20 protein-coding genes and 1 rRNA gene are annotated in these 26,109 nt (G+C 50.4%); 12 read left to right on the top strand and 9 right to left on the bottom strand.

Translation table 11 applies throughout. The features are described 5' to 3' along the window. The 3 genes from AC27KL_RS24740 to gyrA all read right to left on the bottom strand — a co-directional run. Positions 1-96, bottom strand: a 16S ribosomal RNA gene (locus tag AC27KL_RS24740); the annotation flags it as partial. Between the two features lie 338 nt (positions 97-434). Continuing rightward, positions 435-1,535 carry an HD-GYP domain-containing protein gene (locus tag AC27KL_RS24735; RefSeq protein ID WP_487171434.1) on the bottom strand — a complete coding sequence of 367 codons (1,101 nt, stop codon included), beginning with the start codon at positions 1,533-1,535 and terminating at the stop codon, positions 435-437. A gap of 224 nt (positions 1,536-1,759) precedes the next feature. Beyond that, positions 1,760-4,318 (bottom strand): DNA gyrase subunit A, encoded by a 2,559-nt coding sequence (gene gyrA / locus AC27KL_RS24730; RefSeq protein WP_487171433.1) that lies wholly within the window; start codon positions 4,316-4,318, stop codon positions 1,760-1,762. Between the two features lie 466 nt (positions 4,319-4,784). On the opposite strand from gyrA, the gene AC27KL_RS24725 reads away from it, so the two are divergent. Further along, positions 4,785-5,609 (top strand): YheC/YheD family protein, encoded by an 825-nt coding sequence (locus AC27KL_RS24725; protein WP_487171432.1) that lies wholly within the window; start codon positions 4,785-4,787, stop codon positions 5,607-5,609. 53 nt (positions 5,610-5,662) lie between these two features. Here AC27KL_RS24725 and gyrB read toward each other — a convergent pair whose 3' ends face one another. From gyrB to dnaA, 6 genes are all read right to left on the bottom strand, one after another. After that, entirely contained in the window at positions 5,663-7,576 is a 1,914-nt protein-coding gene (gyrB, locus tag AC27KL_RS24720; protein ID WP_036710784.1) for a DNA topoisomerase (ATP-hydrolyzing) subunit B, read from the bottom strand. 183 nt (positions 7,577-7,759) lie between these two features. Further along, a complete protein-coding gene (gene remB, locus AC27KL_RS24715; protein WP_036710781.1) occupies positions 7,760-8,011 on the bottom strand; it encodes an extracellular matrix regulator RemB in 252 nt (83 codons plus the stop codon). A gap of 12 nt (positions 8,012-8,023) precedes the next feature. Next, complete coding sequence (gene recF / locus AC27KL_RS24710) at positions 8,024-9,136, bottom strand: DNA replication/repair protein RecF (RefSeq protein ID WP_212951993.1); 1,113 nt, start codon at positions 9,134-9,136, stop codon at positions 8,024-8,026. 65 nt (positions 9,137-9,201) lie between these two features. Then, on the bottom strand, positions 9,202-9,420 hold the full coding sequence (yaaA, locus tag AC27KL_RS24705) for a S4 domain-containing protein YaaA (RefSeq protein ID WP_036710775.1): 219 nt from the start codon (positions 9,418-9,420) through the stop codon (positions 9,202-9,204). A gap of 35 nt (positions 9,421-9,455) precedes the next feature. Continuing rightward, positions 9,456-10,598, bottom strand: a complete 1,143-nt coding sequence (gene dnaN / locus AC27KL_RS24700) for a DNA polymerase III subunit beta (RefSeq protein WP_339322845.1) — start codon at positions 10,596-10,598, stop codon at positions 9,456-9,458. A gap of 203 nt (positions 10,599-10,801) precedes the next feature. Further along, complete coding sequence (gene dnaA / locus AC27KL_RS24695; protein ID WP_212951998.1) at positions 10,802-12,148, bottom strand: chromosomal replication initiator protein DnaA; 1,347 nt, start codon at positions 12,146-12,148, stop codon at positions 10,802-10,804. A gap of 887 nt (positions 12,149-13,035) precedes the next feature. Between dnaA and rpmH the strand changes: the two genes are divergently transcribed. From rpmH to AC27KL_RS24640, 11 genes are all read left to right on the top strand, one after another. After that, entirely contained in the window at positions 13,036-13,170 is a 135-nt protein-coding gene (rpmH, locus tag AC27KL_RS24690; protein WP_068778604.1) for a 50S ribosomal protein L34, read from the top strand. Between the two features lie 584 nt (positions 13,171-13,754). Beyond that, entirely contained in the window at positions 13,755-14,105 is a 351-nt protein-coding gene (gene rnpA / locus AC27KL_RS24685) for a ribonuclease P protein component (RefSeq protein ID WP_212952000.1), read from the top strand. Between the two features lie 73 nt (positions 14,106-14,178). Continuing rightward, entirely contained in the window at positions 14,179-15,081 is a 903-nt protein-coding gene (locus AC27KL_RS24680; protein WP_487171431.1) for a YidC/Oxa1 family membrane protein insertase, read from the top strand. After that, positions 15,078-15,788 carry an RNA-binding cell elongation regulator Jag/EloR gene (jag, locus tag AC27KL_RS24675; RefSeq protein ID WP_487171430.1) on the top strand — a complete coding sequence of 237 codons (711 nt, stop codon included), beginning with the start codon at positions 15,078-15,080 and terminating at the stop codon, positions 15,786-15,788. The genes AC27KL_RS24680 and jag overlap by 4 nt, the downstream gene beginning before the upstream one ends. Before the next feature lie 211 nt (positions 15,789-15,999). Continuing rightward, positions 16,000-17,376 (top strand): tRNA uridine-5-carboxymethylaminomethyl(34) synthesis GTPase MnmE, encoded by a 1,377-nt coding sequence (gene mnmE / locus AC27KL_RS24670; protein ID WP_487171429.1) that lies wholly within the window; start codon positions 16,000-16,002, stop codon positions 17,374-17,376. A 72-nt stretch (positions 17,377-17,448) separates the two neighbouring features. Continuing rightward, entirely contained in the window at positions 17,449-19,335 is a 1,887-nt protein-coding gene (gene mnmG / locus AC27KL_RS24665) for a tRNA uridine-5-carboxymethylaminomethyl(34) synthesis enzyme MnmG (protein ID WP_339322840.1), read from the top strand. Positions 19,336-19,337: 2 nt separating this feature from the next. After that, entirely contained in the window at positions 19,338-20,057 is a 720-nt protein-coding gene (gene rsmG, locus AC27KL_RS24660) for a 16S rRNA (guanine(527)-N(7))-methyltransferase RsmG (protein ID WP_487171428.1), read from the top strand. A 1,547-nt stretch (positions 20,058-21,604) separates the two neighbouring features. Continuing rightward, positions 21,605-22,420, top strand: coding sequence for a nucleoid occlusion protein (gene noc / locus AC27KL_RS24655; RefSeq protein ID WP_036710762.1), 816 nt, complete (start codon positions 21,605-21,607; stop codon positions 22,418-22,420). 706 nt (positions 22,421-23,126) lie between these two features. After that, positions 23,127-23,888, top strand: coding sequence for a ParA family protein (locus AC27KL_RS24650; RefSeq protein ID WP_212952013.1), 762 nt, complete (start codon positions 23,127-23,129; stop codon positions 23,886-23,888). After that, entirely contained in the window at positions 23,881-24,720 is an 840-nt protein-coding gene (locus AC27KL_RS24645; protein ID WP_212952015.1) for a ParB/RepB/Spo0J family partition protein, read from the top strand. The genes AC27KL_RS24650 and AC27KL_RS24645 overlap by 8 nt, the downstream gene beginning before the upstream one ends. 224 nt (positions 24,721-24,944) lie before the next feature. Further along, positions 24,945-26,102: an aminotransferase class V-fold PLP-dependent enzyme gene (locus tag AC27KL_RS24640; RefSeq protein ID WP_487171427.1), complete on the top strand. Its 1,158-nt coding sequence runs from the start codon at positions 24,945-24,947 to the stop codon at positions 26,100-26,102. The last annotated feature ends 7 nt before the right edge of the window (positions 26,103-26,109 follow it).

Raw genomic sequence — 26,109 nt, 5'->3', positions numbered from 1 at the left:
ATCAGAGGAGCAAGCTCCTCATCAAGTCCGCTCGACTTGCATGTATTAGGCACGCCGCCAGCGTTCGTCCTGAGCCAGGATCAAACTCTCCAAGAAAGTTTGTGACTCATTTTGAATCTGACGAGAATTCAATTCTCATTTGTGCTCCGCAAATCATTCAGTCAGTTGACATGAACCGATTTGCTTCGCGATCGGCTTTGCAAGCAAAGCCTGTATCTCACTCGTTGTTCAGTTTTCAAAGATCAAACTTTTCGTTTTCGTCGTCGCCGTTGTGTTCAGCAGCAACTTTTATAATATATCATGTTTTGTTTCTTAATGCAAGCTTTTTTTTGAAAGTTTATTGAAAAACATTTTAAAAAGCTGCATTCTATTTCATCATGTCTTTGTGAAGACAAGAATTAATATAACACAGCTTCGTTAAGTATGTCAACTATTTAATTTGAAGATAAAACTTCTTCAATGTACAATTGGGGTTTTTGCGCCAAATTAATAATCTCGCCGCCTATGGACACCATAGGACGCGTCGGTTGATTTCGGTCCGTAAACACGATTTCCCCGATTTGATGATTACTAAGCCGTACCTTTGTGCCGTTGTGGAACTCCGTCGCCTTTTGGATAAATATTCGAACGAGCGTCGGATCCAGCTTGCCGAAAGCCTCGGAATGAATTTGCTCCAACACGATGTAAGGCGACTGAGCCTTCCGGTAAATTCGGCGAAGAGTCATGGCATGGAAAATATCCGTGATCCCCACGATTTTTGCGTAGACATGGATTTTGCTGCCCTCAAGCCGCAGCGGATACCCCGTTCCATCGATTTTTTCGTGATGCTGAAGCGCCGCAAGCCTGACGCCTTCGTTGATGGCTTTGACGTTTTTTAGGATTTGGTAGCCGTATGCCGTATGCCTGCGCATCTCCTCCGCTTCCGCAACGGTCAGAGGACTTGGTTTATACAATATCGCCGGATCGATCTTGGCATTTCCGATATCATGGAAAAGACCCGCAAACGCGGCCTGCATCCAATCCTTCTGCTGCAGCCCGCTCCATTTGGCAAGCAAATACGAAGAAAGTGCGCATAATACGCTGTTATGGAATATATAGTCATACTCATTCATCGTTCTTGGGACGAACGTCAACGGATTATATTCCTTGATATGTCCGATAGCCGCTTCGAGTTGGTTGCGAAGCTCATATATCGGCAGCCCCCCGGCAATAACGGATTGATGAGCGCTTTTCATCAACGAAATCAATTTTTCGTATTCCTCATAAAAAGAGGCCATTTTGGTCGGCAATGCCGGTTCGTCCACTGCCCGCTCGTTTACGGCCGCGACCTGGCCCACAGCGTTTGAGAATCCGTTTTGGGGTTCCGTCTCCCCCATATCCACTTCGACCTGCGGCACCATAAAAGCACGCAAAATATCCAAATCGCGCGGGAGAAGAACCGTGCCTTTGCGCATCAGCAATCCGCCCAGCGGTGTATGTACATCTTTTTCTAGCTTGATACCAGGTTTCAATTCGGAAATAGATATGCTGGCCATAACGATGATTCCCTCGCTAACTTTTATCCATGGATAATGGCAATATACTCCATTATATTACGTATAGCAGGTCTGTACAATCTTTATTAACAGTTTATGAAACGAGGATGTTCCTCTTTTTATGGCGTAAATGAAACAATGAGTGTTTTTACATGCAGATGGTTTGAACGCAAAAAAGAGCACAGCTTCTGATCGCTCAAAAGCCATGCTCTTTCGACTATCGTTTACGCTTCATCGGAGGAATCGTCCGCGTCCGAATTCGCTCCCTCTTCTGCTCCATTTCCCGGCGCTTCCGCGTCGGACGAAGGATTCAGTCCGGTCTCCTCGGACTCAACGCCTTCTTCTCCTTCTTCCGGCTCCTCGCTCTTATCGACGCGGCATACCGTGGCAACGGCATCGTCCTCGCGGATGTTGATGAGCTTCACGCCCTGCGTATAACGGCCCATAATGGAAATGCCGTCGATGCTGGTGCGGATCAGGGTACCGCTCGACGTAATGATCATCAGATCCTCATCCGGTTTTACGACCTTGAGGCCTACGACCGGACCGTTTTTCTCGGTCACGTTCAACGTCTTGATCCCCTTGCCGCCGCGGGTTTGTGAACGGTAATCGCTCAGAGGCGTCCGCTTGCCGTAACCCTTCGCCGTAACGATCAGCGTGTCCAGATCCTTGTCGACGACGTCCATGCCGATGACATGATCGTCATCATCCAGCGTGATCCCTTTGACGCCGGTTGCGCTCCGGCCCATGGAACGAACGTCGTTTTCCGAGAACCGGATCGACATCCCCTGTGCCGTCGCCATGATGACTTCCTGCTGGCCGTCGGTTAATTTGACCTCGATCAGGGAATCATCTTCGCGTAGGTTGATCGCGATCAAACCGCCTTTGCGGATATTGACGTAATCCTCAAGCGGCGTTTTTTTGACGATCCCGCTCCGCGTTACAAAGAACAGGTACTTGTCGTTTTCGAACTCCTCCACCGGAATGACGGCGTTGATCGTCTCTCCCTGTTCGATCTGGATCAGGTTGATGATCGCCGTGCCGCGGGCGGTTCGGCTGAGCTCAGGAATCTCATACGCTTTAAGCCGATACACCTTGCCCCGATCGGTAAAGAACATCAGGTAATGGTGGGAGTTGGTGACGAACAAATGCTCGACGAAATCCTCGTCCTTCGTATCCATCCCCACGACGCCGCGTCCGCCGCGTTTTTGGCTGCGGTACGTATTGGCCGGCAGCCGTTTGACGTAGCCGGTATGCGTAATGGTGATGACCACTTCCTCGCGCGGAATGAGATCCTCGTCCAAAATGCTTTCTTCGCCAATCGTAATTTCGGTACGGCGCTCATCGGCAAAACGCTCTTTGATTTCAATGAGCTCGTTGCTGATGATTTCCAGCACCAAATGCTCGTTGGCCAAAATTTCTTTATATTCGGCAATCTTAACCATCAGTTCCTGGTATTCATTTTCGATTTTCTCGCGTTCCAGTCCGGTCAGGCGCTGCAAACGCATCTCGAGAATCGCTTGCGTCTGCTCGTTGCTCAGTCCGAAGCGTTCTATCAAACGATCGCGGGCGATATCGGTCGTTTGCGAGGAACGGATAATCGAGATGACTTCGTCCAAATGATCCAAAGCGACGCGCAAACCTTCGAGAATATGGGCGCGCGCTTCGGCTTTTTTCAAATCGTATTCCGTCCGCCGGCGAATAACCTCGATCTGATGCTCCAGGTAGTAGTTCAAAACGTCCCTTAAGCTCAGCACCTTCGGTTCGTTTTTGACGATCGCCAGCATATTGATGCCGAACGTGGATTGCATCGCCGTATGCTTGTACAAATTGTTCAGCATAACGCTCGGGTTCACGTCACGGCGAAGTTCGACGACGACCCGCATACCGTTACGGTCGGATTCGTCCCGCAGGTCGGTAATGCCGTCCAGTCTTTTTTCGCGCACGAGTTCCGCGATTTTTTCGACCAGACGGGCCTTGTTGACCTGGTACGGGAGCTCGGTAACGATAATCCGCGCCTTGCCGTTGTTCTCTTCGATCTCGGCTTTGGCACGCATCGTGACGGAGCCGCGGCCGGTTTCGTAAGCCTGGCGGATGCCGTGGCGTCCGAGGACATAACCGGCGGTCGGGAAATCCGGACCCTTAATATATTCCATCAATTCCAGTGAAGTAATGTCGGGATTTTTGATCAGGGCAAGCACCCCGTCAATGACCTCGCCGAGATTATGCGGCGGAATATTCGTCGCCATCCCGACGGCGATACCCGATACGCCATTCACCAAAAGGTTCGGATACCGCGCAGGCAGCACGACGGGTTCCAGCTCTTCACCGTCATAGTTTTCCGTAAAATCAATGGTTTCTTTGTTAATGTCGCGCAGCATCTCCTGGGCGATCTTCGAAAGCCGTGCTTCGGTATAACGCATCGCGGCCGGAGCGTCTCCGTCGATGGAGCCAAAGTTGCCGTGCCCTTCGACAAGCATATAGCGCATCGAAAAATCCTGGGCCATGCGGACCATTGTCTCATAAGCAGGCGCGTCACCGTGCGGATGGTACTTACCGATGACCTCGCCGACGATTCTCGCCGATTTTTTAAACGGCTTATCCGGCGACAAGCCGAGCTCCGACATCGCATAGAGCACGCGCCGGTGTACCGGCTTGAGTCCATCGCGCACATCCGGCAAAGCCCGGCTCACAATGATGCTCATCGCATAGTCCATAAAGGACTCGCGCATTTCCACACCAATGTCCCGCTCCTTAATCTGGGGATTTTTTTCTTCCGCCATGGTGGACCTCCTCCATTTCCCTCAACAAACAAGCATACGGCCTATATAGAATCAACGAATCTTTTACTTCCATACGGGCATAAAACGGCAAGCCGCAATCCGCCGGCGAACGGGGAAAGCAGTACCGCTTCATGTGCCAAAATAGATAAAAACCACTAATCTTTATTATATTACTTTCACAAAAAGAGCACAATTAAACGTTTGGCCTTGTTTAGATGACCGGTCGCCCAACTTGCCTCTGTTCTGGGGATTCGCCCTACCCTCTTCCTGCCCGGGACATATACTGATAGGCAAAAGGATTTATGTTTCGGGAGTCTAAAATTTCAATTATCCATATCTTCATATTATACCATTCATTTGCTCCCTTGTCCTATGTTTTACGCATTCCATGAAGCATTTTACAATTCTCGACCGCCTTTGTTCCCCCTGCTTCCTACTACAACCTTCACGGAAAGGATGCGATGACTTGTCCATACAGCGTGTTTCGAGCAAATGGGCCAAAACCAAGGTGCTCATGCGGAATAAGCAAATTGCGGCCTATATTCCCCTTACGATGAAGTACTCGCAGGATGCGCTCAACGAAATGCTGCAAAACGAAATGATGGTATATATCAAGCCCGATGTCGGGACGTACGGCAACGGCGTGATGTGCGCCGAGCGTTTTACGGAAACCGAAAATTCCGCAGAAATCGAAAACGGGACATCGGCCCCCGAACGATACAAGCTTCATTACGGTACCAGCATTGAGGAGTTCGGCTCTTTAAACGATCTTCACCGTGCCGTACGCAATCAGATCGGCAAAAAGGTTTATCTTATCCAGCACGGCATTGCCAAACTTAAACACAAGGACCGTTCCTTCGACCTCAGGGTCTTGACGCAAAAAACGCCCCATGGCACCTGGGAGTCGACGGGCGTAATCGCGCGGGTGGCGGCCAAAAACAAAGTCATCACCAACTACCACAGCGGCGGCTCGGCAAAACTTCTCCATGAGGTGCTTAGCGATCACGCTTCCCGGCAGGAAATCAACGCGCTTGAAAAACAGCTGTACGCCCTGGGCGAGGATACGGGGAAACAGCTGCAGAAGGAATACCCGCGGTTAAAAGAGATCGGTCTGGACATCGCCCTGGACAAAAACTTGTATCCATGGATTTTGGAGGTGAACACGCTCCCGGCCATTTTTCCGTTCAAAAAGTTTTTCAAGGACAAAAGCGTGTACCGCCGCATTGAGCGATATGCGATCGCTTATGGGCGCATTTCCGCTCCCAAGGGCCGCCGCAAATCGAAGGCATAAGCAAAAATACGCAAAATAAAGAAGGAGCCGCGCGGGCTCCTTCTTGTCTTGATTTAAATATCCAGGTTTTTGACGTGTTTGGCATGCTCGTGGATGAAGTCGCGGCGAGGTTCGACGTTATCCCCCATCAGGGTATCGAACAAAATATCCGCCTGCATCGCATCCTCGATCGTCACCTGCAGCATGGTGCGGCTATCAGGGTCCATCGTCGTTTCCCAAAGCTGTTCAGGGTTCATCTCGCCCAAACCTTTGTAACGCTGGATCGTATATTTCGCGTTTTCGCCGAAGGAAGCGATGATTTCGTCGCGCTCCTTCTCCGAATTGGCGTACCGAATCGTTTTGTTGCGCTCGATCTTGAACAATGGCGGCTGCGCGATGTACACGTACCCCGCTTCAAGCAGCTGCCGCATATACCGGTAGAAGAACGTCAGCAGCAGCGTACGGATGTGCGCCCCGTCGACGTCGGCATCGGTCATGATAATCAGCTTATGGTAACGAGCCTTCGAGATATCGAAGTCTTCATCGCCGATCCCCGTCCCCATGGCCGTAACCATGGCGCGAATCTCCATGTTGGACAAGATGCGGTCCAGTCTCGCTTTTTCCACGTTCAAAATTTTACCGCGAATCGGCAAAATCGCCTGGAAGTGCCGGTCACGGCCTTGTTTGGCCGAGCCGCCGGCGGAGTCGCCTTCGACGATGTACAGCTCGCAGATCGATGCGTCCTTGGAGGAGCAGTCGGCCAGCTTGCCCGGCAGAGCGCTGATTTCCAATGCACTTTTGCGGCGCGTCAGTTCGCGGGCTTTGCGGGCGGCTTCGCGGGCACGGGATGCCTGCAGCGCTTTTTCGAGGATCCGTTTGGATACGGCAGGGTTTTCGCCCAAAAACTCCTGCAGCTTCTCGGAAAACAGGGATTCCACGATGCCGCGCACTTCGCTGTTGCCTAGCTTGGTTTTGGTCTGGCCTTCGAACTGGGGCTCCGGAATCTTGACGGAAATGATGGCCGTCAGACCCTCGCGGACGTCGTCGCCGGTCAGGTTGCCGTTGCTGTCTTTAATCATGCCGCTTTTGCGGGCATAATCGTTGATGATCCGCGTCAGCGCGCTCTTAAAGCCGGATTCGTGCGTACCGCCTTCATGCGTGTTGATGTTATTCGCGAAAGAATAAATATTCTCCGTATAGCTATCGTTGTACTGCAGCGCGATTTCGACCTGAATCATGTCGCGCGCGCCTTCGACGTAAATCGGCTGCTCATGGAGCGGTTCCTTTTTCTCGTTCAAATATTTGACGTATTCGATAATCCCGCCCTCGTATTTGAAGTAGTTGGAAGCGCCCGTCCGTTCGTCCGTCAGCGTCAGGGCAATGCCTTTGTTCAGGAAAGCCAGTTCTCTGATCCGGGTAAGCAGCGTGTTGTAGTCGTATTCCGTGGTCTCGGTGAAAATTTCCGGATCGGGCAGGAACGTTACCGTCGTACCGTGATCATCGGTGTCTCCGATGATTTTGATATCGTATTGAGGAACGCCGCGATGGTATTCCTGCTGATAGATATGGCCGTCACGCTTGACCTGCACGACCACTTTGGTCGACAGCGCGTTCACGACAGACACGCCCACGCCGTGCAAACCGCCGGAAACCTTGTATCCGCCGCCGCCGAATTTACCGCCTGCATGCAGAACGGTCATAACGACTTCAAGCGTAGATTTTTTCATCTTGGGATGTTCGCCGACCGGAATGCCCCGCCCGTTATCGACGACGGTAATGCTGTTATCCTTGTGAACGATGACCTCGATGTGATCACATATGCCGGCCATCGCTTCGTCGATACTGTTGTCCACAACTTCCCATACGAGATGGTGAAGGCCTTTGGAGCTTGTGGACCCGATATACATACCTGGACGTTTGCGGACGGCTTCCAGACCCTCCAGAACCTGAATCTGACTCTCATCATATTGCGGTTGATTCATAGACATGCCTGTCACCTACTTCTATAAATTCTGAATCTGCTGTTGCGAGTACAACTGCATGGAAAAGGAATCTCCTGCTAGGGATATTGCAACATCATAAATAAAAAATCGCGCTTTATCGCAGCAAAAACTCTCGTGCGAAACCGTCTTGCCGGATTCAGAGAGTTCAACCCATGATTTTCGTATATATTAAGCGTTGGCCACAAATACCTTCGCCCGTTTTTTGAGTGTCGACGAGGAAATCGGGGAATAATAAACCGTGCTCTTCGTGATCACGATCGACTTGGGCTCCTCTTCGCCGATGAACTCCACGTTTTTGTGCTCGCAGGCGTGACTGACAAACTGCTTGGATATTTTTGAGGATTTCTCGATCGAAACGTCGAAAATGGCGACCAATTCCGCGGAGCGGATAATTCTTTCGCCGCCCAGGTGAATATACATATTCCCAACTCCTTAAGAGCCAATCCGTCCGTCGTGGACGTGAAAAACGCTGGCCTTTTTCAGTTTATCGGTATTCAGGCTCTCGATCCCCGTCGCCGTGATAAAGGTTTGCACTTTGGTCTGAAAGGTTTCGATCAGCTGCGTCTGGCGGTAAGGATCCAGTTCGGACAACACGTCATCCAAAAGCAGGACGGGATATTCGCCGATCTCTTCATGGATCAGTTCGATTTCCGCCAGTTTCAGCGACAGTGCCGTAGTGCGCTGCTGCCCCTGGGATCCGTAGGTCTGCACTTCCTTGCCGTTGATATAAAAGGCCACATCGTCGCGATGAGGCCCGGCAAGCGTCATCCCGCGCCGAAGCTCCTGATCTTTCAGTTGTGATAATTTTAACATAAATTGTTCGAAAAGATAAGCTTCATCTTCCTCCGCCTCTTCGCCAAACGACGGAACATAGACAAGCTTGAGGTCCTCGCTGCCGTTCGTAATGCCGTGGTGGATGGACTCGGCCCATTTTTGCAGCTTTAAGATAAATTGTTTCCTCTTTTTGATGATTTTAACACCATGTTCGGCAAGCTGCTGGTCCCAGACCTCCAGAAGCCCCTGCTGCGGCTTGTCCTTGCCCCACATTTGCTTGAGCAGGTTGTTCCGCTGGTTCAGCACTTTCTGGTACTGCTGCAAATGGTATAAATACCCCGGCTGAACCTGTCCGATCTCCATGTCAAGAAAACGCCGGCGTACGCCTGGCGTTCCCTTTACGATTTCCAGGTCCTCGGGCGCAAACATGACGACGTTCAGCGATCCGATGAAATCGCTCAGTTTGCGCTGCTCCAGACCGTTAATTTTTGCTTTCTTCCCTTGGGGGGATAAATTCAAGTCGAGCGTCAGCTGGCCGTATTTTCGTTCCACCGCCGCGGAAACGTGCGCGCTTTTTTCCTGGAAGGAGATGAGCTCGCGGTCTCTCGAGGTCCGGTGGCTTTTCGTTAAGGCCAGAACAAAAATAGCTTCAACCAAATTGGTCTTCCCCTGGGCGTTTTGCCCGATCAGCAGATTGACGTCGCTGAAGGAATCCAATCGGAGCTCTTCGTAGTTGCGGTAATGCTGCAGGCTGATGCTTTTTACAAACACGTATGCTTCCTCCCCATCTCCCGCCGAATCGTCCCGCGCCGGAGCACGTCTTTATGAGGAGTATATCAGGACTCCCTGGATACGGTAAACTCGCCGCAATCCTCTACGCTCACCCGATCGCCCGGATACAGCTTGCGCCCCCGGCGTTCCTCAGGCTCTCCATTCACAAGCACATGGCCTTCCGCAAGAAGGGCTTTCGCCATCCCGCCTGTGGATATGCAATCGGCCAGCTTCAAAAATTGATCCAGCTTGATATATTCACTGTGGATAAATATTTCTTTCATCGCAAACGCCCTTCCTGTTGATAACTTTGGCTGCTTTAGTTCGTTGTCCGGTAAGGCAAAATGACGTAAGAGCTTTGGCTGTCATCCAACGGCTTGAGGATGATCGGGCTCATCATGCCGGTAAAGGCAATCATCAGCTGTTCGCTTTCCACGATTTTCAGCACGTCGAGCATATATTTGGAGTTAAAGGAGATGCGCAGCGGCTCGCCTTTAAAGTCGATGACATCCAGTTCTTCGCGCACTTTCCCGAGCTCGGACGAGCTGGACGAAATTTCGATTCCGCCGTTTTCCATCGTCTGCAGGCGAACGATGTTCGTTTTTTCCTCGCGGGACAACAAATAAGCGCGGTCGATCGACTCGCTCAATTTTTTTGTGTCCAAAATCAGTTCTGTTTTGTAGGTTGTCGGAATAATTCTAGTAGTATCCGGGTAAATGCCATCCAGAATACGGGAATAGAACAGGACGCGGTCCAGCTTGAACAGCACCTGGTTGTCGGCCACGACGATATCGATCAGCGTGTTTTGGTCCGGAATGATTTTGCTCAGCTCGTTCAGCGTTTTGCCGGCAATGACGACATTGCTGAACTTCACGTCATCCGCCCCCTCCAGGTGGGCCGAACGCGTGGCAAGCCGGTGGCGGTCCGTCGCCGTAAACTTCAGGTCGTTATGATCCAGGTTCCAAAGAACGCCGGTCAAAATCGGAGTCGTCTCCTGCGTGGAGATGGCAAACACCGTCTGGCGGATCATGTTTTTCAGCAGAGATCCCGGGAGGGAAATCGTTTGGTTGCCTTCGATGTCAGGCAGCACCGGGAATTCCTCCGGATCCAGCCCGACCATTTGAATTTCCGTCGAACCGGAAGAAATGAAGGTCTGGAATTGCTCTTTGACCTCCATTTGGATTTCTTGGGAAGGCAGCTTTTTGATGATTTCCACAAAAAACTTGGCAGGCAAAACGACGCTGCCGATTCTCTCCACCTGCACGATCGTCCGGTCGGCATCTTCGGCTGGAATAAACGATTGAATGGAAATGTCCGTATCGCTGGCGGTCAGCGTCACCCCTTGGTAGGTCACGTCCAGCTTGATGCCTCCGAGAATCGGAATGGTGGTGCGGCTGGAAATCGCTTTGGATACATGCTGAATGGATTCGTTAAGGACGTTTTTGAGAATGCTGATTTTCATCTTTTCACTCCTAGCAGGAAATTTCGGCTGGCAGAGGCAGCATGATGTCCGTTCCTCTTTTGCGCAGCTTTTATGGTTATATTATTTATATTTAAAACATAGTAATAGCAGTAGGGGCGCTGAATATGTGGATAAGCCCACGAAACCTCAACAAATTAAGCCTATCCACATGTGTATAGATTGTGCATAGGCTTTGAACTTGTTCAGGTCGGATTTTTGATTTTTTCTGTAATGTTATTGATCACTTTAAACAGATCCTGGTCGGTTTTCAGCGACTGGGATATTTTTTCGTGCGCATGGATCACCGTCGTATGGTCCCGGCCTCCGAAAGCTTCCCCGATTTTGGGCAGGGAAAAATCCGTCAGCTCGCGCGAGAGATACATGGCGATCTGGCGCGGGAAGGCGACGGCTTTGGTTCGTTTGCGCGCCTTGAAGTCTTCCAGCTTCAAATTGTAGTATTCCCCGACTTTCTGCTGGATGTCCTGGATGGTGATCATCTTCGGACGGCTGGAAGGGATGATGTCCTTCAGCGCTTCGGCAGCCAGGTGCGTGGTCACGTCCTGATTGGTGAGCGACGAATAGGCGACGACCCGGATAAGGGCGCCCTCGAGCTCCCGGATGTTCGTGTCGATTTGGTTGGCGATGTACATCATCGCTTCGTTCGGGATGTCGAGATTTTCGGCCTTCGCTTTTTTGCGCAAAATGGCGATCCGCGTTTCCAAGTCCGGCGGCTGAATGTCGGTGATGAGTCCCCATTCGAAGCGGGAACGCAGCCGGTCTTCCAGCGTCGGAATTTCCTTCGGCGGCCTGTCGCTGGAAATGATGATTTGCTTCTGTTCCTCATGCAGCGCGTTAAATGTATGGAAAAATTCCTCCTGAGTCGATTCTTTCCCAGCCAGGAATTGAATGTCGTCAATCAGCAAAATGTCTACGTTGCGGTATTTGTTGCGAAAGCTTTCCGCCCGGTTGTCCCGGATGGAGTTGATGAATTCATTCGTGAATTTCTCCGAGGAAATGTACACGACGCGGCTTGCAGGGTTATGTTCCAGAATGTAATGGCCGATAGCATGCATCAGGTGCGTTTTTCCCAGCCCGACCCCTCCGTACAAAAACAAAGGGTTGTATGCTTTGGCCGGCGCCTCGGCGACGGCGAGCGATGCCGCATGGGCGAACCGGTTCCCGGATCCAATCACGAACGTATCGAAGGTGTATTTCGGATTCAGCATATGGGTGAATGCTTCTTCTTGGGTCACCTGAGGCATTGGAGCGGGCTGCTGGGGAACGACTTCTGCAGGCTTGTTCTCTTCGATGACGAATTTCACGTCAACCTGTTTGCCAAGCACTTCGTAAATCGTCGAGCTGACGAGCTTGGTATAGCGGCTTTCCAACCATTCAACAGCAAAGGTCGTAGGCGCGGAAATGACAATGGAGTGGTCATTCATCTGGATCGCTTTTGTTGCTTTAAACCAGGTGTCGAAGCTCGGCTTGCTTAGTTTGGTATGAATAATAGATAGGATTTGCTGCCATAATTCGGAAGTATGGCTGTCCACTAACTGTCACTCCTTTAAATCTTCCAAATGCGGCATTGGCCTCCGCTACTTGAGTGGAATTGTCGAAAAAAAATGAAACATGGCGTATTTATCCCCAAGTTTCACGGTCTGGAGAAAATAAAAAAAGTGGATAAATTAAAATTGTTCACAAGTTTATCCACAGCCTGTTAATAATATTATGGGTGAAAACAGATATTCACAACCAAAAGTAATATAATCATAGCAAAAGAATCCCTTTTTATCAATGTATGCGTCCATTTTATCCACAAATTCAATAAGTTGTGTATAAATCATATTCACAACACTATATATTGTTTATAAATTGTTTAAGTTTCGACAGTATTCCTAAAAACGGAAAATCGGTTGTGCACAGGTTGTGCCGGAAAAAAGGAAGTCGAGGCGATTTATGTGAACAAGTGGATAAGTAAGGTCTGTGGATTTTTACATGCTGCGACGAAAGATGCCTGTGGAAAACCCGGCTTTGCCCCTCCAGCCGAAATTTGGGGAGCGGTTGGAAAGGGAGGAACCGTTGGTCCTGTGGATGACCCTTTTTTGGACCGAGGTTTTATGATGAAATACGGATGGTCATTGTGGTCATTGCCGGATCAGAAGTTGAGTTCCCGATTTTGGGCATAGCGGCATGCTTTTAGTCCGGTTTGGAGCGGATGAACCTATAAAAAAGAGGAAGAAGAGCGGCCGAAGGGAGAAAAAGAACGGCCCAAAAGGCGGACAAGCCGGATTGGCCGAATTTCGGATGCGAAAAGGGGAAGGGTTCAGGTTGACTTTTGGCCCTTGACATGGTTAAATGTATAAAGGCATTTTCTGTGTGAATGAAAATGAATTAACCATAAAGGTTATTTTAAATCCTGTAAGGGGGTGCGCAATACATGAGACCTACATTTAAACCAAATGTAAGCAAACGCAAAAAGGTACATGGCTTCCGGAAAAGAATGAGCACGAAAAACGGCCGTAAAGTGCTGGCAGCTCGTCGTCAGAAGGGCAGAAAAGTATTGAGTGCGTAAATTTCGTGCATAAAGACCACCGCGGTGGTCTTTTTTTCTTCAATGGGATGGACATTTCGAGGATCGGAATGCGGTTTTGGGGCCGGAATCCGGCAGAGGCATCCGAAAAAGAGGGAGAAACGATTTTGCCGCGTCCGGTTTATCGGTATGGCGGAATGCCAATACTGGTAAATGCGTTTTTCTTTTGGATCAGGATGCGGATGCGGTCGTGCCGGCCGGCTGCCTGGGCTTGAAATTGCTGAAAGCGTTTCGTCCGAAGCCGCGGTTCGCCGTCTGTTTTTTCCTACTATTATATGAAGCAAAAATTTTCAATAGGATGGAGGCGGGGGCAGTATGCGAAAAGCGCCCCGTTTTCCGGACAAAGAGGGATCGGGTATATCCCGAATCGCAAGATTGATGATAAGAATCGAAAAAGATGTTTTAAGAGGATGGTATTGGTCTTCAGCGAAGGCAGTGGCGGTTCGTTTGCCGCCGGAAACATGCTTTCGCCGACGATGGCCCTCGCTTTCTAAAATTTCTTCATGCTTATTATCAAGAAATGACCGCCTGAGCATACCGGGCGGAGAAGCAGGCAGGGGATCGGGTTGCATAAAAGTTTACGATTACGAAACCGCGCGGACTTCAGTCGCGTATATCGCCATGGGAAGTCTTTTGCGAACCATCAGTTCGTTGTGTATTGGTTCCGCAAAAAAGAGGTAGAGAAATTTCGCGTAGGGATTTCCGTCAGCAAAAAGGTGGGCAATGCCGTTGTCCGCAACCGGATGCGCCGGCTCGTGAAAGAGATCGTCCGCCACCATGAGGACCGGCTCATCGAGCATGTGGACCTTGTTTTTATCGTCCGCAAAGGCGCGCTGGATTTGCCATACAAGGACTTGGAAAAATGCGTGCTGCACGTGCTGCGCAAAGCGTCGCTTTTAAAGCCTCCCGGCCATTGAAAGCTGGTTTCTTTGTCCAATTGTTTATGGTATGATTTACGTTGAACGGAAGTGTCCAGAGAGGGGTTATGAAGTGTCGCTATTCAAGACGAGACGAGGCAGGAAATGGATCCTCCTCACGGCAGTGTTGCTGCTTGCAGTCATGGTATTATCAGCGTGCGGTTCCAATTCGGTAACGTATACGACTGAAGACATGAAAACCAGCGGCAGTTTCTGGCAAAGAAACGTCGTTTATTATTTTTCGTTAGCGCTCGATACGTTTGCTCAGTGGTTTAACGGCGAATATGGACTGGCCGTCCTTGTGATGGTGATCATCGTGCGGACGATCATTTTGCCGCTGTCGATCAAACAGGTTCGAAGCTCCAAGGCGATGCAGGCGATTCAGCCTGAGCTTGCCAAAATCAAAGAGAAGTACAAAGACAACCCGGAAAAGCAGCAGCAGGAAACGATGCGCTTGTTCCAGGAAAACAAGGTCAATCCGATGGCGGGATGTTTGCCGCTGATCGTGCAAATGCCCGTATTCATCGCTCTCTATAACTCGATTATTCACAATAAGTATTTGTATGAGCATTCTTTCTTATGGCTCCAGCTCGGTAAGCCGGACCATACATTCATTTTGCCTATTTTAGCCGCGGCGACGACGTTCCTGCAAACGTGGATGATGATGCGGATGAACCCGACCCCGCAGCAAGGGGCCATGCAGTTCATGATGTTCGTGTATCCGGTGCTGATTTTCTTTATGTCCTATCAGTTCCCGTCCGCACTTCCTCTGTACTGGTTCTTCAGTAACCTGTATACGATCGTGCAAAACTACTTCCTTTACCGCAAAAGACCGGGTGCCACCGTGGCGGCCGTATCCTCTGCCGGCGGCGGCAACGCCAAAGGCGGAAACCCTGCCAAGGGCGGCAACAACAAAGGCCAAGGCAACAAAGGAAACGCGGGAAAAGGCAAAAAGGGGGCCAAAAAGTCTAAATGAGCAAAGTCGTCGTATCAGGAAAAACCGTTGAAGAAGCTGTAAGACAAGGGCTCACCCAGCTCGGGGTAAGCCGCGACCGCGTATCGGTCCAGATCCTAACGCAGCCGTCAAAAGGATTCCTGGGACTGATTGGTGTCAAGGATGCGAAGGTGGAGCTGGCGCTGCTGCCCGAGCCTGAATCCGAACCCATGCCAGTCGAGACGGCAACTTCATTGCCATTAGAGCCGGCTGTGCCGGAGGCCGAACCAACAAACGCCGATCCAGATCCTTATGAAGAAGCCGTGCGATTCATTCAGGATGTCGGCAAAAGCATGGGCTTGGACGTCAACGTCGACGTGCAGCATGCGAAGGATGCCACGACGCTTCATATATTCGGGCCCGATTTGGGCCTGATCATCGGCAGAAGGGGACAAACCCTCGACGCTTTGCAGTATTTGGTCAACATCGTGGCCAACCGCTATTCGGGAAGTTACATCCGCATTGTGCTCGATGCCGAAAATTTCCGCGAACGGCGCAAAAAAACGCTGGAGGAATTGGCTGACCGGCTTGCGGGCCGCGTCATCCGTTCTGGCAAGGAAGTCGTCCTGGAGCCGATGTCTCCGCAGGAGCGGAAAGTGATCCACGCCAAACTGCAGGATCATCCGCAGGTGAAGACATTCAGCAAAGGGGAAGAACCGAACCGGCGTATCGTCATCACATTAAAGTAACGGGAGTTTCAAGGAATCCCGGGGACTTATAGATTGTCCTAAGACGTGCATGATGTGCAATGACTTTATTCAGCTGATGCAGCTGATGAAGTCATTGCTTTTTTCGTAGATAAGGAGCTCTATCCAGGGTCTTTATGACTCGCGATTCGGGTAGAGTAGAGGTAAGGGCAAACGATCCGTGCGAACAATATAAAGGAAGAGGTGAGTAACGTTGCTAAGCGATACAATTGCAGCGATTTCGACGGCGGTAGGGGAAGCGGGCATCGCGGTCATTCGCGTAAGCGGTCCTGATTCCATTGCCGAGGTAGACAACATTTTTCGCAGCAAAACGAAGCTGACGGAGGCGGAAAGCCATACCGTCCATTATGGGCATATTGTGGATCCGGAACACGGAGAACGGGTGGAAGAGGTGCTTGTTACGGTCATGCGGGCTCCGCGTTCTTTTACGACGGAAGACGTGGTGGAGATCAGCACGCATGGCGGCGTCATTTCGGTGAAAAGGGTGATGGATCTGCTGCTACAGCAGGACATTCGTTTGGCCGAACCGGGCGAATTCACCAAACGCGCCTTCCTTAACGGACGCATCGACCTGTCGCAAGCGGAGGCGGTTATTGACCTGATCCGTTCGAAATCGGACCGGGCGTTTTCCGTGGCGCTGAAGCAAGTGGAGGGGCAACTTTCGGACCAAATCCAGAAGCTCCGCCATACGCTAGTGGAGACGCTGGCCCATATCGAGGTCAACATCGATTATCCGGAGCATGACGTCGAGTCGTTGACGGCTGAATTCATCAAGGAAAAGAGCACGGAGGTCATGCAGGGCATTACGAAGCTGCTGAAGACAGCCGAACAAGGGAAAATCCTCCGCGAAGGGATCACGACGGCGATCGTCGGACGCCCGAACGTGGGGAAATCTTCGCTGCTGAATGCGTTGGCCCATACGAATCGCGCCATTGTGACGGATATTCCGGGGACAACGCGGGACGTCATCGAGGAGTTTGTCACGATCAACAACATTCCGCTGAAGCTATTGGACACGGCCGGCATTCGCGAAACGATGGACGTCGTCGAACGGATCGGGGTGGAGCGCTCCAAACATGCCGTTACCGAAGCCGATCTCATTTTGCTGGTCCTGAACGGCAGCGAGCCGCTGCATGAGGACGAACTGGAATTAATGGAACAAATCCGCGGTAGACAATCCATCGTCATTATGAATAAAATGGACTTACCTCAACAGCTGGATAAAGACGTGCTTTTGCGTTATTATCCGGAGGATTTGATCGTTCCGATGTCCGTCAAAACCCAGGAAGGCGTCGATGCGCTGGAAGCGGCCATTTCGCAGCTCTTTTTCAGCGGCAGCATCGAAACCGCGGACCTCACGTATGTTAGCAATGTACGCCATATCGCCCTGCTGAAAAAAGCCTATAAATCGCTTCAGGACGCATACGATGCGGCCGAGCAGCTGATCCCGATCGACATGATCCAGATCGATGTCCGGCTGGCATGGGAGCAGCTTGGCGAAATTATCGGGGATACGGCGTCCGAATCGCTTTTGGATCAAATTTTCTCGCAATTCTGCTTAGGCAAATAAGGATGAATAACATCCTGAACATATATCGGATTTTTCTCACTCTGCATTTTCAAATTTAAAGGAGGTTTTCATATGAGTTTTGATGGTGGCAGCTTTGATGTCATTGTCATCGGCGCCGGCCATGCCGGCTGCGAAGCGGCTCTCGCCGCGGCCCGTATGGGTTGCAGCACGCTGATGATCACGATCAATCTGGACATGGTTGCGTTCATGCCGTGCAATCCGTCGATCGGCGGACCGGCCAAAGGCCATGTCGTTCGCGAAATCGATGCCCTTGGCGGCGAAATGGGCCGCAACATCGACAAAACATTCATTCAAATGCGCATGCTGAATACAGGGAAAGGACCGGCCGTGCACGCGCTGCGCGCTCAGGCGGATAAATTCCTGTATCAACACACGATGAAAGAAACGATGGAAAAGGAACCGAATTTGACGATGCGCCAAGGCATGGTCGAAGAGCTGATTGTGGAGAACGGCGTATGCGTTGGCGTCATTACGAAAACCGGTACCGCTTATCGCGCCAAATCGGTCGTATTGACGACCGGCACGTACCTGCGCGGAAAAGTCATTATGGGTGAAATGACGTACGAAAGCGGCCCGAACAACCAACAGCCTTCGATCAAATTGGCCGAAAACCTGCGCGATCTTGGCTTTGAGCTTGTCCGCTTTAAAACAGGCACGCCTCCGCGCGTGCACAAGTCGACGATCGACTTTTCCAAAACGGAAATTCAACCAGGGGACGAAAAACCGAAGTTTTTCTCATATGAAACGGAAAGCTCCGACAACGAACAGCTTCCTTGCTGGTTGACCTACACGTCGCTCGAAACGCATCAGATCATCAATGCCAACCTGCACCGGGCGCCGATGTTCTCCGGCATTATCGAAGGAACGGGACCGCGTTATTGCCCGTCCATCGAGGATAAAATCGTTCGTTTTAGCGACAAGCCGAAACATCAGATTTTCCTTGAGCCGGAAGGCAAGAATACGTCTGAATATTATGTCCAAGGACTGTCCACCAGTATGCCGGAGGATGTGCAGCTCGCGATGCTGCGTTCGATCCCGGGACTGGAAAAAGTGGAAATGATGCGCAATGGTTATGCGATCGAATACGATGCGGTGGTTCCGACCCAACTGTGGCCATCGCTTGAAACGAAATTGATTCCGGGACTGTTTACGGCCGGACAAATCAATGGTACTTCCGGTTATGAAGAAGCTGCGGGGCAAGGAATCATGGCGGGCATCAATGCAGCACGCCGCGTGCAAGGCAAGGATCCTGTCATTTTGGACCGCTCGCAAGGTTACATCGGCGTGTTGATTGACGATCTCGTCACGAAAGGCACCAATGAACCTTACCGTCTGCTCACTTCGCGTGCGGAATACCGCTTGCTTTTGCGCCACGACAACGCGGATTTGCGCTTGACGCCGCTGGGACATGAAATTGGCCTCATCTCCGAAGAAAGATACGCCAAGTTCCTGGATAAGAAACAAAAGGTGGAACAAGAAATCGAACGTTTGAAGGCGACCAAGGTCGGACCTTCGCATGTCAATGCGATGCTCGAACGGGTAGGTTCGGCGCCGATCCAGGATGGAAGCAATTTGCTGACCATTTTGCGCCGTCCGGAAGTCAGCCATGACGATATCGAAGAAATCTCGCCTTCTCCGTTTGGCCTTACGGAAGAAATGAAGGAGCAGGTAGAGATTCAAATCAAATATGCCGGATATATCGAAAAACAATTGATTCATGTGGAACGCCTGAAAAAGATGGATAAGAAGAAAATTCCGGAAACGATCGATTACAACGAAATTGAGGGTATCGCCATCGAAGCGCGGCAGAAGCTGTCCAGCATCCGTCCGCTTTCCATCGGCCAGGCTTCCCGCATATCCGGGGTTACGCCTGCGGACATTTCGATCCTGCTGGTTTATCTGGAGCACTATAACCGGGTAACGGCTGCAAGAGGTTAACTATGGATCCAATACAAGAAGCTTTTACGTTACGCCTTCAGGAAAAAGGGATCGAGGTAACCTCGACCCAACTGGAACAGTTTGAAACTTATTATAGAGAGCTTGTTGAGTGGAACGAAAAAATGAATCTGACCGGTATTACCGATCGGGAACAGGTTTATACGAAGCATTTTTATGATTCGATCTCTCTTGCTTTTTATATCGATATGAACGATGTTCGTACGATGGCCGATATCGGCTCCGGCGCTGGTTTCCCCGGCATTCCGCTCAAAATTTGTTATCCGCATGTGCAGCTGACGATTATCGATTCACTGAACAAACGGATCAACTTTTTGAAACATGTCGTGCAGGAAACGGGCCTTGAGCAGGTGCAGCTTTTGCATGGAAGGGCCGAAGACTGGGCACGCAAACCGGAACATCGGGATCGGTACGACCTCGTCACCGCGCGTGCCGTCGCCAAGCTCGCCGCGCTTAACGAATTCTGCCTTCCTTATACGAAGGTGGGCGGCGTGTTTGCGGCGATGAAGGGGAGCAGCCCGGATGAGGAAATCCGGGAGGCATCGCGCAGTTTCAAGGAGCTTAAAGGCAAGCTGCAGCGGGTAGAGCGTCTTACGCTTCCGATTGAAGAAGCCGAACGGCATATTGTCGTGATCGGTAAAACGGCGGCGACGCCGGGGAAATATCCGCGTAAAGCGGGTACGGCTTTGAAGACTCCTTTGTGAGCCGATAGCATCAAGTATAATGACAACATCATGAATGATTTTCCGAGGAATGTTTCACGTGGAACATTCCTCTTTTTTATGCCGGAATAGGGAAGTTTGGATGACGCCCTTGTCCGGCTGCCTGAAGGCAAAGGCGGTGAACGACAGGTCTCCTCCCGTGATGTGCAGCATGTTTGCATATGCTCACTTCTGTATTTGAGACCTCATTGTTGTTCCACCCCATTGGGGAGTACGGGCAAAGACCAGGAGCCGCTATAATGCCGATTCAGGCCTCCTAGAAGATGTGGCTTTCCAGGGAGGATGTGCATGGCTTGATGAATGCCCCGGGTTTGTCTTAACTTCTTTTCAAGTCCATTTCTGAGGGGGCATCTTGTCCGCAAGAGTGCGTATGAAGTAGAGTTTCCGTCGCGGACACGTATCCTAAAATAGGTGCGCCGTCGCTGAAACATCAAAGGACTTCCAATGATGATTTCATAATATCACCCAATCGAGCGGAGAGGGGCGTACATGTAAAAGGCAATCATTTTGTGTACAGGTTCGGCGTAAAATAGGGTGGCATAGAAAGAGATTCGCGCATTGTTCAAAAGGTAAACCATAAGGGAAGCAAACGATGTTTCCCTAAGTTAATAAGCAATTCGTCAAATGATGTTTGAACAGAGAAAAAGAGAAGATGGTTTGAGGGAGGGAATGCTCGAAATCTCCGAAATCTCCGAATAGCGAGGCGGTTGATTTCGATATCATCATCTTTCTTTTTCCACTCTATCTTGTTCGATAACTGTTTTGTGCGGCTATCAAACCAAACCCAAAATTGTGTTTTTATAAAACCTTTAGACTTCGGATGTTCCCATACTCTCGATTTTGATTGGCAGCCGGGATAGGAATCAAGTTAGCGGTTAGATTTGAGTTGGATCGGGGTTGTAACTAAAGGGAAAGAGAGTGACGTTTGTTGCACAACCCGGGAGGTTCCCCACAGATCAAAGAACTAAGCCAAAGCAAATCGAGGCGGATGGGAGGCGATCCAAGCCGGGAACGCTCGCAAACACTTTGCGTTTTTATCCACGGATTGACAGCATTCAACCGTAAAAAATAACTGATCGGCAGGAAAAAAAGAGGACTTTGGAGAATAGGATTATATGAAAAAAAGTGGTAGAATAGAGAGAGTTACCATAGTTGAAAGTTTGGGTTCAAGCAGCCCATAACATTCCTCGTCTCATACCCGAAATTCGCAGAATCAATCGGTCGTTTCCGACTGCTTCAAGCAGGGGGCAGCCATTGCCCACGATTCCGGCGGAGGCCGGTCGAGGAAAGTTATCCCCGTACCGAAACGGTAGGAAACAGGGTGTACATAACGGGGGTTGCATTCGTACGCCCGGCTCTTGTTTTAATTCTATTTCGTGTGAATGGATCATGCAATCACCGATGCAGCTTGAGAACGGTCCCGTGGCATACGCTGAATGGCTGGGAAATAAACCAAGTTGATTTGTTTTAGTCATGTTGACCAAGCGCTTTGCCAAGTGCTATTACGAAATTAGGTGGTAATATACGGAATGAAAGAACAATTTTCTAAATTGTTTGGTTTGACGGAGCGAAACCATAGTGATGAAGTGAAACAAATTCCGGTCGGGGAGATCGTCAGCAGCCCATACCAGCCCCGTACGATTTTCGACGACGAGAAGATTGACGAGCTGTGCCAAACGATCAAAACCCATGGCGTCATTCAGCCGATCGTTGTTCGTGTCCGCAATTCCAAATATGAGATCATAGCCGGTGAACGGCGTTGGCGTGCTGTAACGAAACTCGGGATGGAAACGATCCCAGCGATTATTCGCGAATTTAATGATTCCCAGGCAGCTTCGATCGCGTTGATCGAGAACCTGCAGCGGGAAGGATTGACGGCTATTGAAGAAGCGGTAGCTTATCAGAAGCTGATCGACATTCATCAATTGACGCAGGAAAGCCTGGCGCAGCGCCTGGGCAAAAGCCAATCAACCATCGCCAACAAAATTCGGCTGCTTCATTTGCCTGAGGAAGTAAAGATGGCTCTGATGGAGCGCAAAATTTCTGAACGGCATGCGCGGGCATTGTTATCCTTGGATACGGAGGAGCTCCAGCTGAAGCTGCTTGCCGAAATTATTGCCAAAGAGTTGAACGTGAAGCAGACGGAAGCCAGGGTGGCTTTTTATAAAGAAGCTTCAAAAGTCAAAAAATCCAAGCGCATTTCCTTCACGAAAGACGTGCGCCTTGCGTTAAATACGATCCGCCAGTCGATCGATATGGTTACCGATTCCGGTCTGGCCATTAAAACAACGGAAAATGACCACGAGGATCATTACGAAATCGTGATACAGATCCCCAAACGTTAATCGGGGCGGGGATGACTGCAAGCGGCTGGTCAGGCCGCTTTTTTGGAGCAATGGGTTGTTTTGGGTCTCAGGCGTAGATCATTATCGTTAGCCGGGACAGGCCGTGGGGAAGGGTTGTTTACAACACGCGTACCCCGTAGGGGAGACATCGTTTCGATTCCAATGAATCTGAACATCCCATGGCCGATTTATCCAGAGCAAACAGGTTCTTATGATTAATCTACATGAGGAAGCTCTAAAGTTGTTGGATTGAGCATCATGCCAATTTAGGTTTGCGGGTTGACTGCCCGGTGTTAGAGCAAACGGCTTCTCGTCCAGAAGCGGTTTGCATTTTGCTGTATTGCCAATCGATTTGGGGGAGTTGGAGGGCCATCTGCCGAAGACTCTTCAGGAAGCGATACGTGACTTGCGTTATAGGGTCCTAATCGAATTTTATAGGCGCATCATCCGTGTTATGCATGCATTGAAGCAGATCAAGTTGAAGAAACCGATACTTGTGGTTCAGGCTCAGGTTTTTCCTTTTTGCAAGAAAATGTACTCGTGCAGGGCGAAGCCGTTTCAGCTAGTACCTGAAAGGGGAGCGGACATTCGAACGTCGGTTCCGAATCGCGTTTTCTTTCAGGAGGTATGCAGCCGATTGTTTTGCTGTGTAACATAATCCCGTGACCTACAAGAAGAGTTTTCATACACAATGAGGTGAAATTGAGTGTCCAAAATCATTGCCATAGCAAATCAAAAGGGCGGGGTAGGGAAAACCACAACCTCCGTCAATCTCGGAGCAGGCTTGGCTTCGCTCGGCAAACGAGTGCTGCTTGTAGACATTGACCCGCAAGGCAATACAACGAGTGGCGTTGGCGTAAATAAAGCCGATGTGGCCAACTGCATCTATGACGTCATTATCAATGAAGTTCATCCTAAGGAAGCGATTCTTGAGACACAGGTTGAAGGGCTGCATATCATTCCGGCGACCATTCAACTGGCAGGCGCGGAAATCGAATTGGTTCCTACCATATCCAGGGAACTTCGTTTGAAAAAATCGCTGCATCTCGTGAAGGCAAACTATGATTACATCCTAATCGATTGCCCTCCGTCGTTGGGGATTTTGACGATTAACTCGCTGACGGCAGCCGACTCCGTCATTATCCCGATTCAATGCGAATATTACGCCCTCGAAGGGTTAAGCCAACTGCTCAACTCCGTTCGGCTTGTTCAAAAGCACTTGAATACGTCGCTGCAGATCGAAGGCGTGCTTCTGACGATGCTGGATGCCCGCACGAATCTCGGCATACAGGTCATAGAAGAAGTGAAGAAGTATTTTCAAGAAAAAGTATATAAAACGATTATTCCTCGAAACGTCCGCTTAAGCGAAGCGCCTTCCCATGGTCAATCGATTATGACTTACGATCCTCGTTCCAAAGGTGCAGAAGTATATTTAGAGTTGGCAAAGGAAGTGATTTCTTATGAGTAAACGGTTAGGCAAAGGACTCGATGCCCTCATTCCTTCCCTTTCGATCAACGACGATGACAAAATTGTGGAGATCCCGCTTAGCCAACTGCGTGCAAACCCTTATCAGCCGCGCAAAGACTTTAACGAAGAGTCGATCCAGGAACTGGCGGAGTCGATCAGGCAGCATGGCGTCATTCAGCCGATCATTGTCCGGAGCGTATTAAAAGGCTATGAAATCATTGCCGGGGAGCGGCGTTTTCGGGCATCGCAAATATGCGGGAAACCAACCATTCCTGCGGTTGTCCGGACGTTTAGCGATCAGCAGGTCATGGAAATCGCGCTCATCGAAAATCTGCAGCGTGAAAACTTGAATGCCATGGAGGTAGCGGTGGCTTATCAAGGATTGATGGATCAGTATTCCTTGACGCAGGAGGAACTCTCGCTGAAGGTGGGGAAATCCAGATCCCATATCGCCAACTTTTTGCGGCTGCTTTCGCTTCCCGAAGAGGTCAAAGATTATGTTTCACGTGGAACATTATCGATGGGGCATGCGCGTGCCATTGTCGGATTGAAAGATTCGGATCTCATCAAACAGCTGGCGAAACAATGCGTGGCCAACGAATGGAGCGTTCGCGATCTGGAGGAAGCCGTTAAAAATCTGGATCGTAAGGCGGCCGATAAAAACAAGGTCAAGGTGAAAAAACGCGATCCTTATATTGATAGCCTGGAAGAAACACTGCGCGAAAGATTCCGGACGACGGTCAAAATCAAGCAAAACAAAGACAAAGGCAAAATCGAGTTGAACTATTACAGCAAGCAGGATCTGGAACGGCTGCTGGAGCTTTTGCAATAAAAGTGAATTTGTGATTGCGCCAAGATGACATGTCCGGCTTTATTCCTGTATAGGGAAATGGATATGTCTTTCTCTTTTTATAAGGATCGGCAAAGCGAATGTTTAAGAAAGACGCTCTGAGTTTCACCGCTAACCGTATTTTCATTATTACCGTGGTAATGGTGGGGATAGAAATTCTCGCAACCTAAAGTCCGCATAAATGAAGGGGAGGTGGATGTAGTATCATGAAACCGTTTATATATTTGGATCATGCAGCCACTTCCTGGCCGAAGCCTCCCGAGGTGTTGCAGGCAATGCAGAAGGCGATGGAGGAGGCGGCGGCCAATCCGGGGCGAGGCAGTCATCAGATGGCGGTAAAAGCGAGCAGGGTCCTGTTCGAAGGCCGCAAGATATTGTCTCAACTGTTTCAGGTTCGTAACCAAAATGACATCATATTTACGTATAATACAACGGAAGCGTTAAATTTGGCGATTAAAGGCTTGCTGAAATCCGGGGACCGGGTCGTGGCGACGATGGTTGAACATAATTCCGTAAGACGCCCGCTCGAATATTTGAAACGGGTGATGGGCATTCAGGTGGAATATATTCCGGTGAACGGTCAAGGACAACTGGATATGGCCAAACTGAAAGCTGCGCTGGAAAGCCGCCCTAAATTGGTCATTAGCACGCATAGTTCCAATTTGCTTGGCAGCATTTTGCCGGTTGCCGAGATCGGGGCGCTTGCCCGTCGTTTTGGAGCGGTCTATTTAGTGGATGCGGCTCAAAGCGCAGGCTGCCTGGATATTGACGTATCCGCCATGAATATCGATCTGCTGGCCTTTCCCGGGCATAAGGGGTTGCTGGGACCGCAAGGAACGGGAGGGTTATACATATCCCCGTCGGTTGATTTGGAGCCGCTTTTACACGGAGGGACCGGAAGCCAATCGGAGGAAAAAGAGCAGCCTGCGGTCCGCCCGGATCGCTATGAGGCAGGGACGCCGAATACGGCCGGCATTGCAGGGCTAAAGGCCGGCGTCGCAGAGGTGATCAAGCAGACGCCGCAGCAGATTTATCGGCATGAATGGGAGCTTGCGCAGCGGATTATCGAAGGGATTCGGGGCATTCGCCATCTTCGGGTATTGGGACCCGAAGCGGGGCAGCCGAGAACCGGAATCGTGTCCTTCGTTTCCTCGGAAAAGGATTCCAGCGAGATCGCCTTCCGATTGGACCGGGAATACGGAATCGCCGTAAGAGCTGGGATGCACTGTACGCCGCTGGCGCATGAGGCCGTCGAGACGCTGCAGACGGGGGCTGTCCGGATCAGCGTTGGCGTCACCACGACGCGGCAGGAGGCCGATGCGGTGATTGATGCCGTTAAGGAAATATGCGGCCAGCGGCCATAGGTTTGGT

It is taken from the genome of Paenibacillus sp. YAE3, from assembly GCF_057546105.1.
This window is presented reverse-complemented; position numbering and strand designations above follow the sequence as displayed.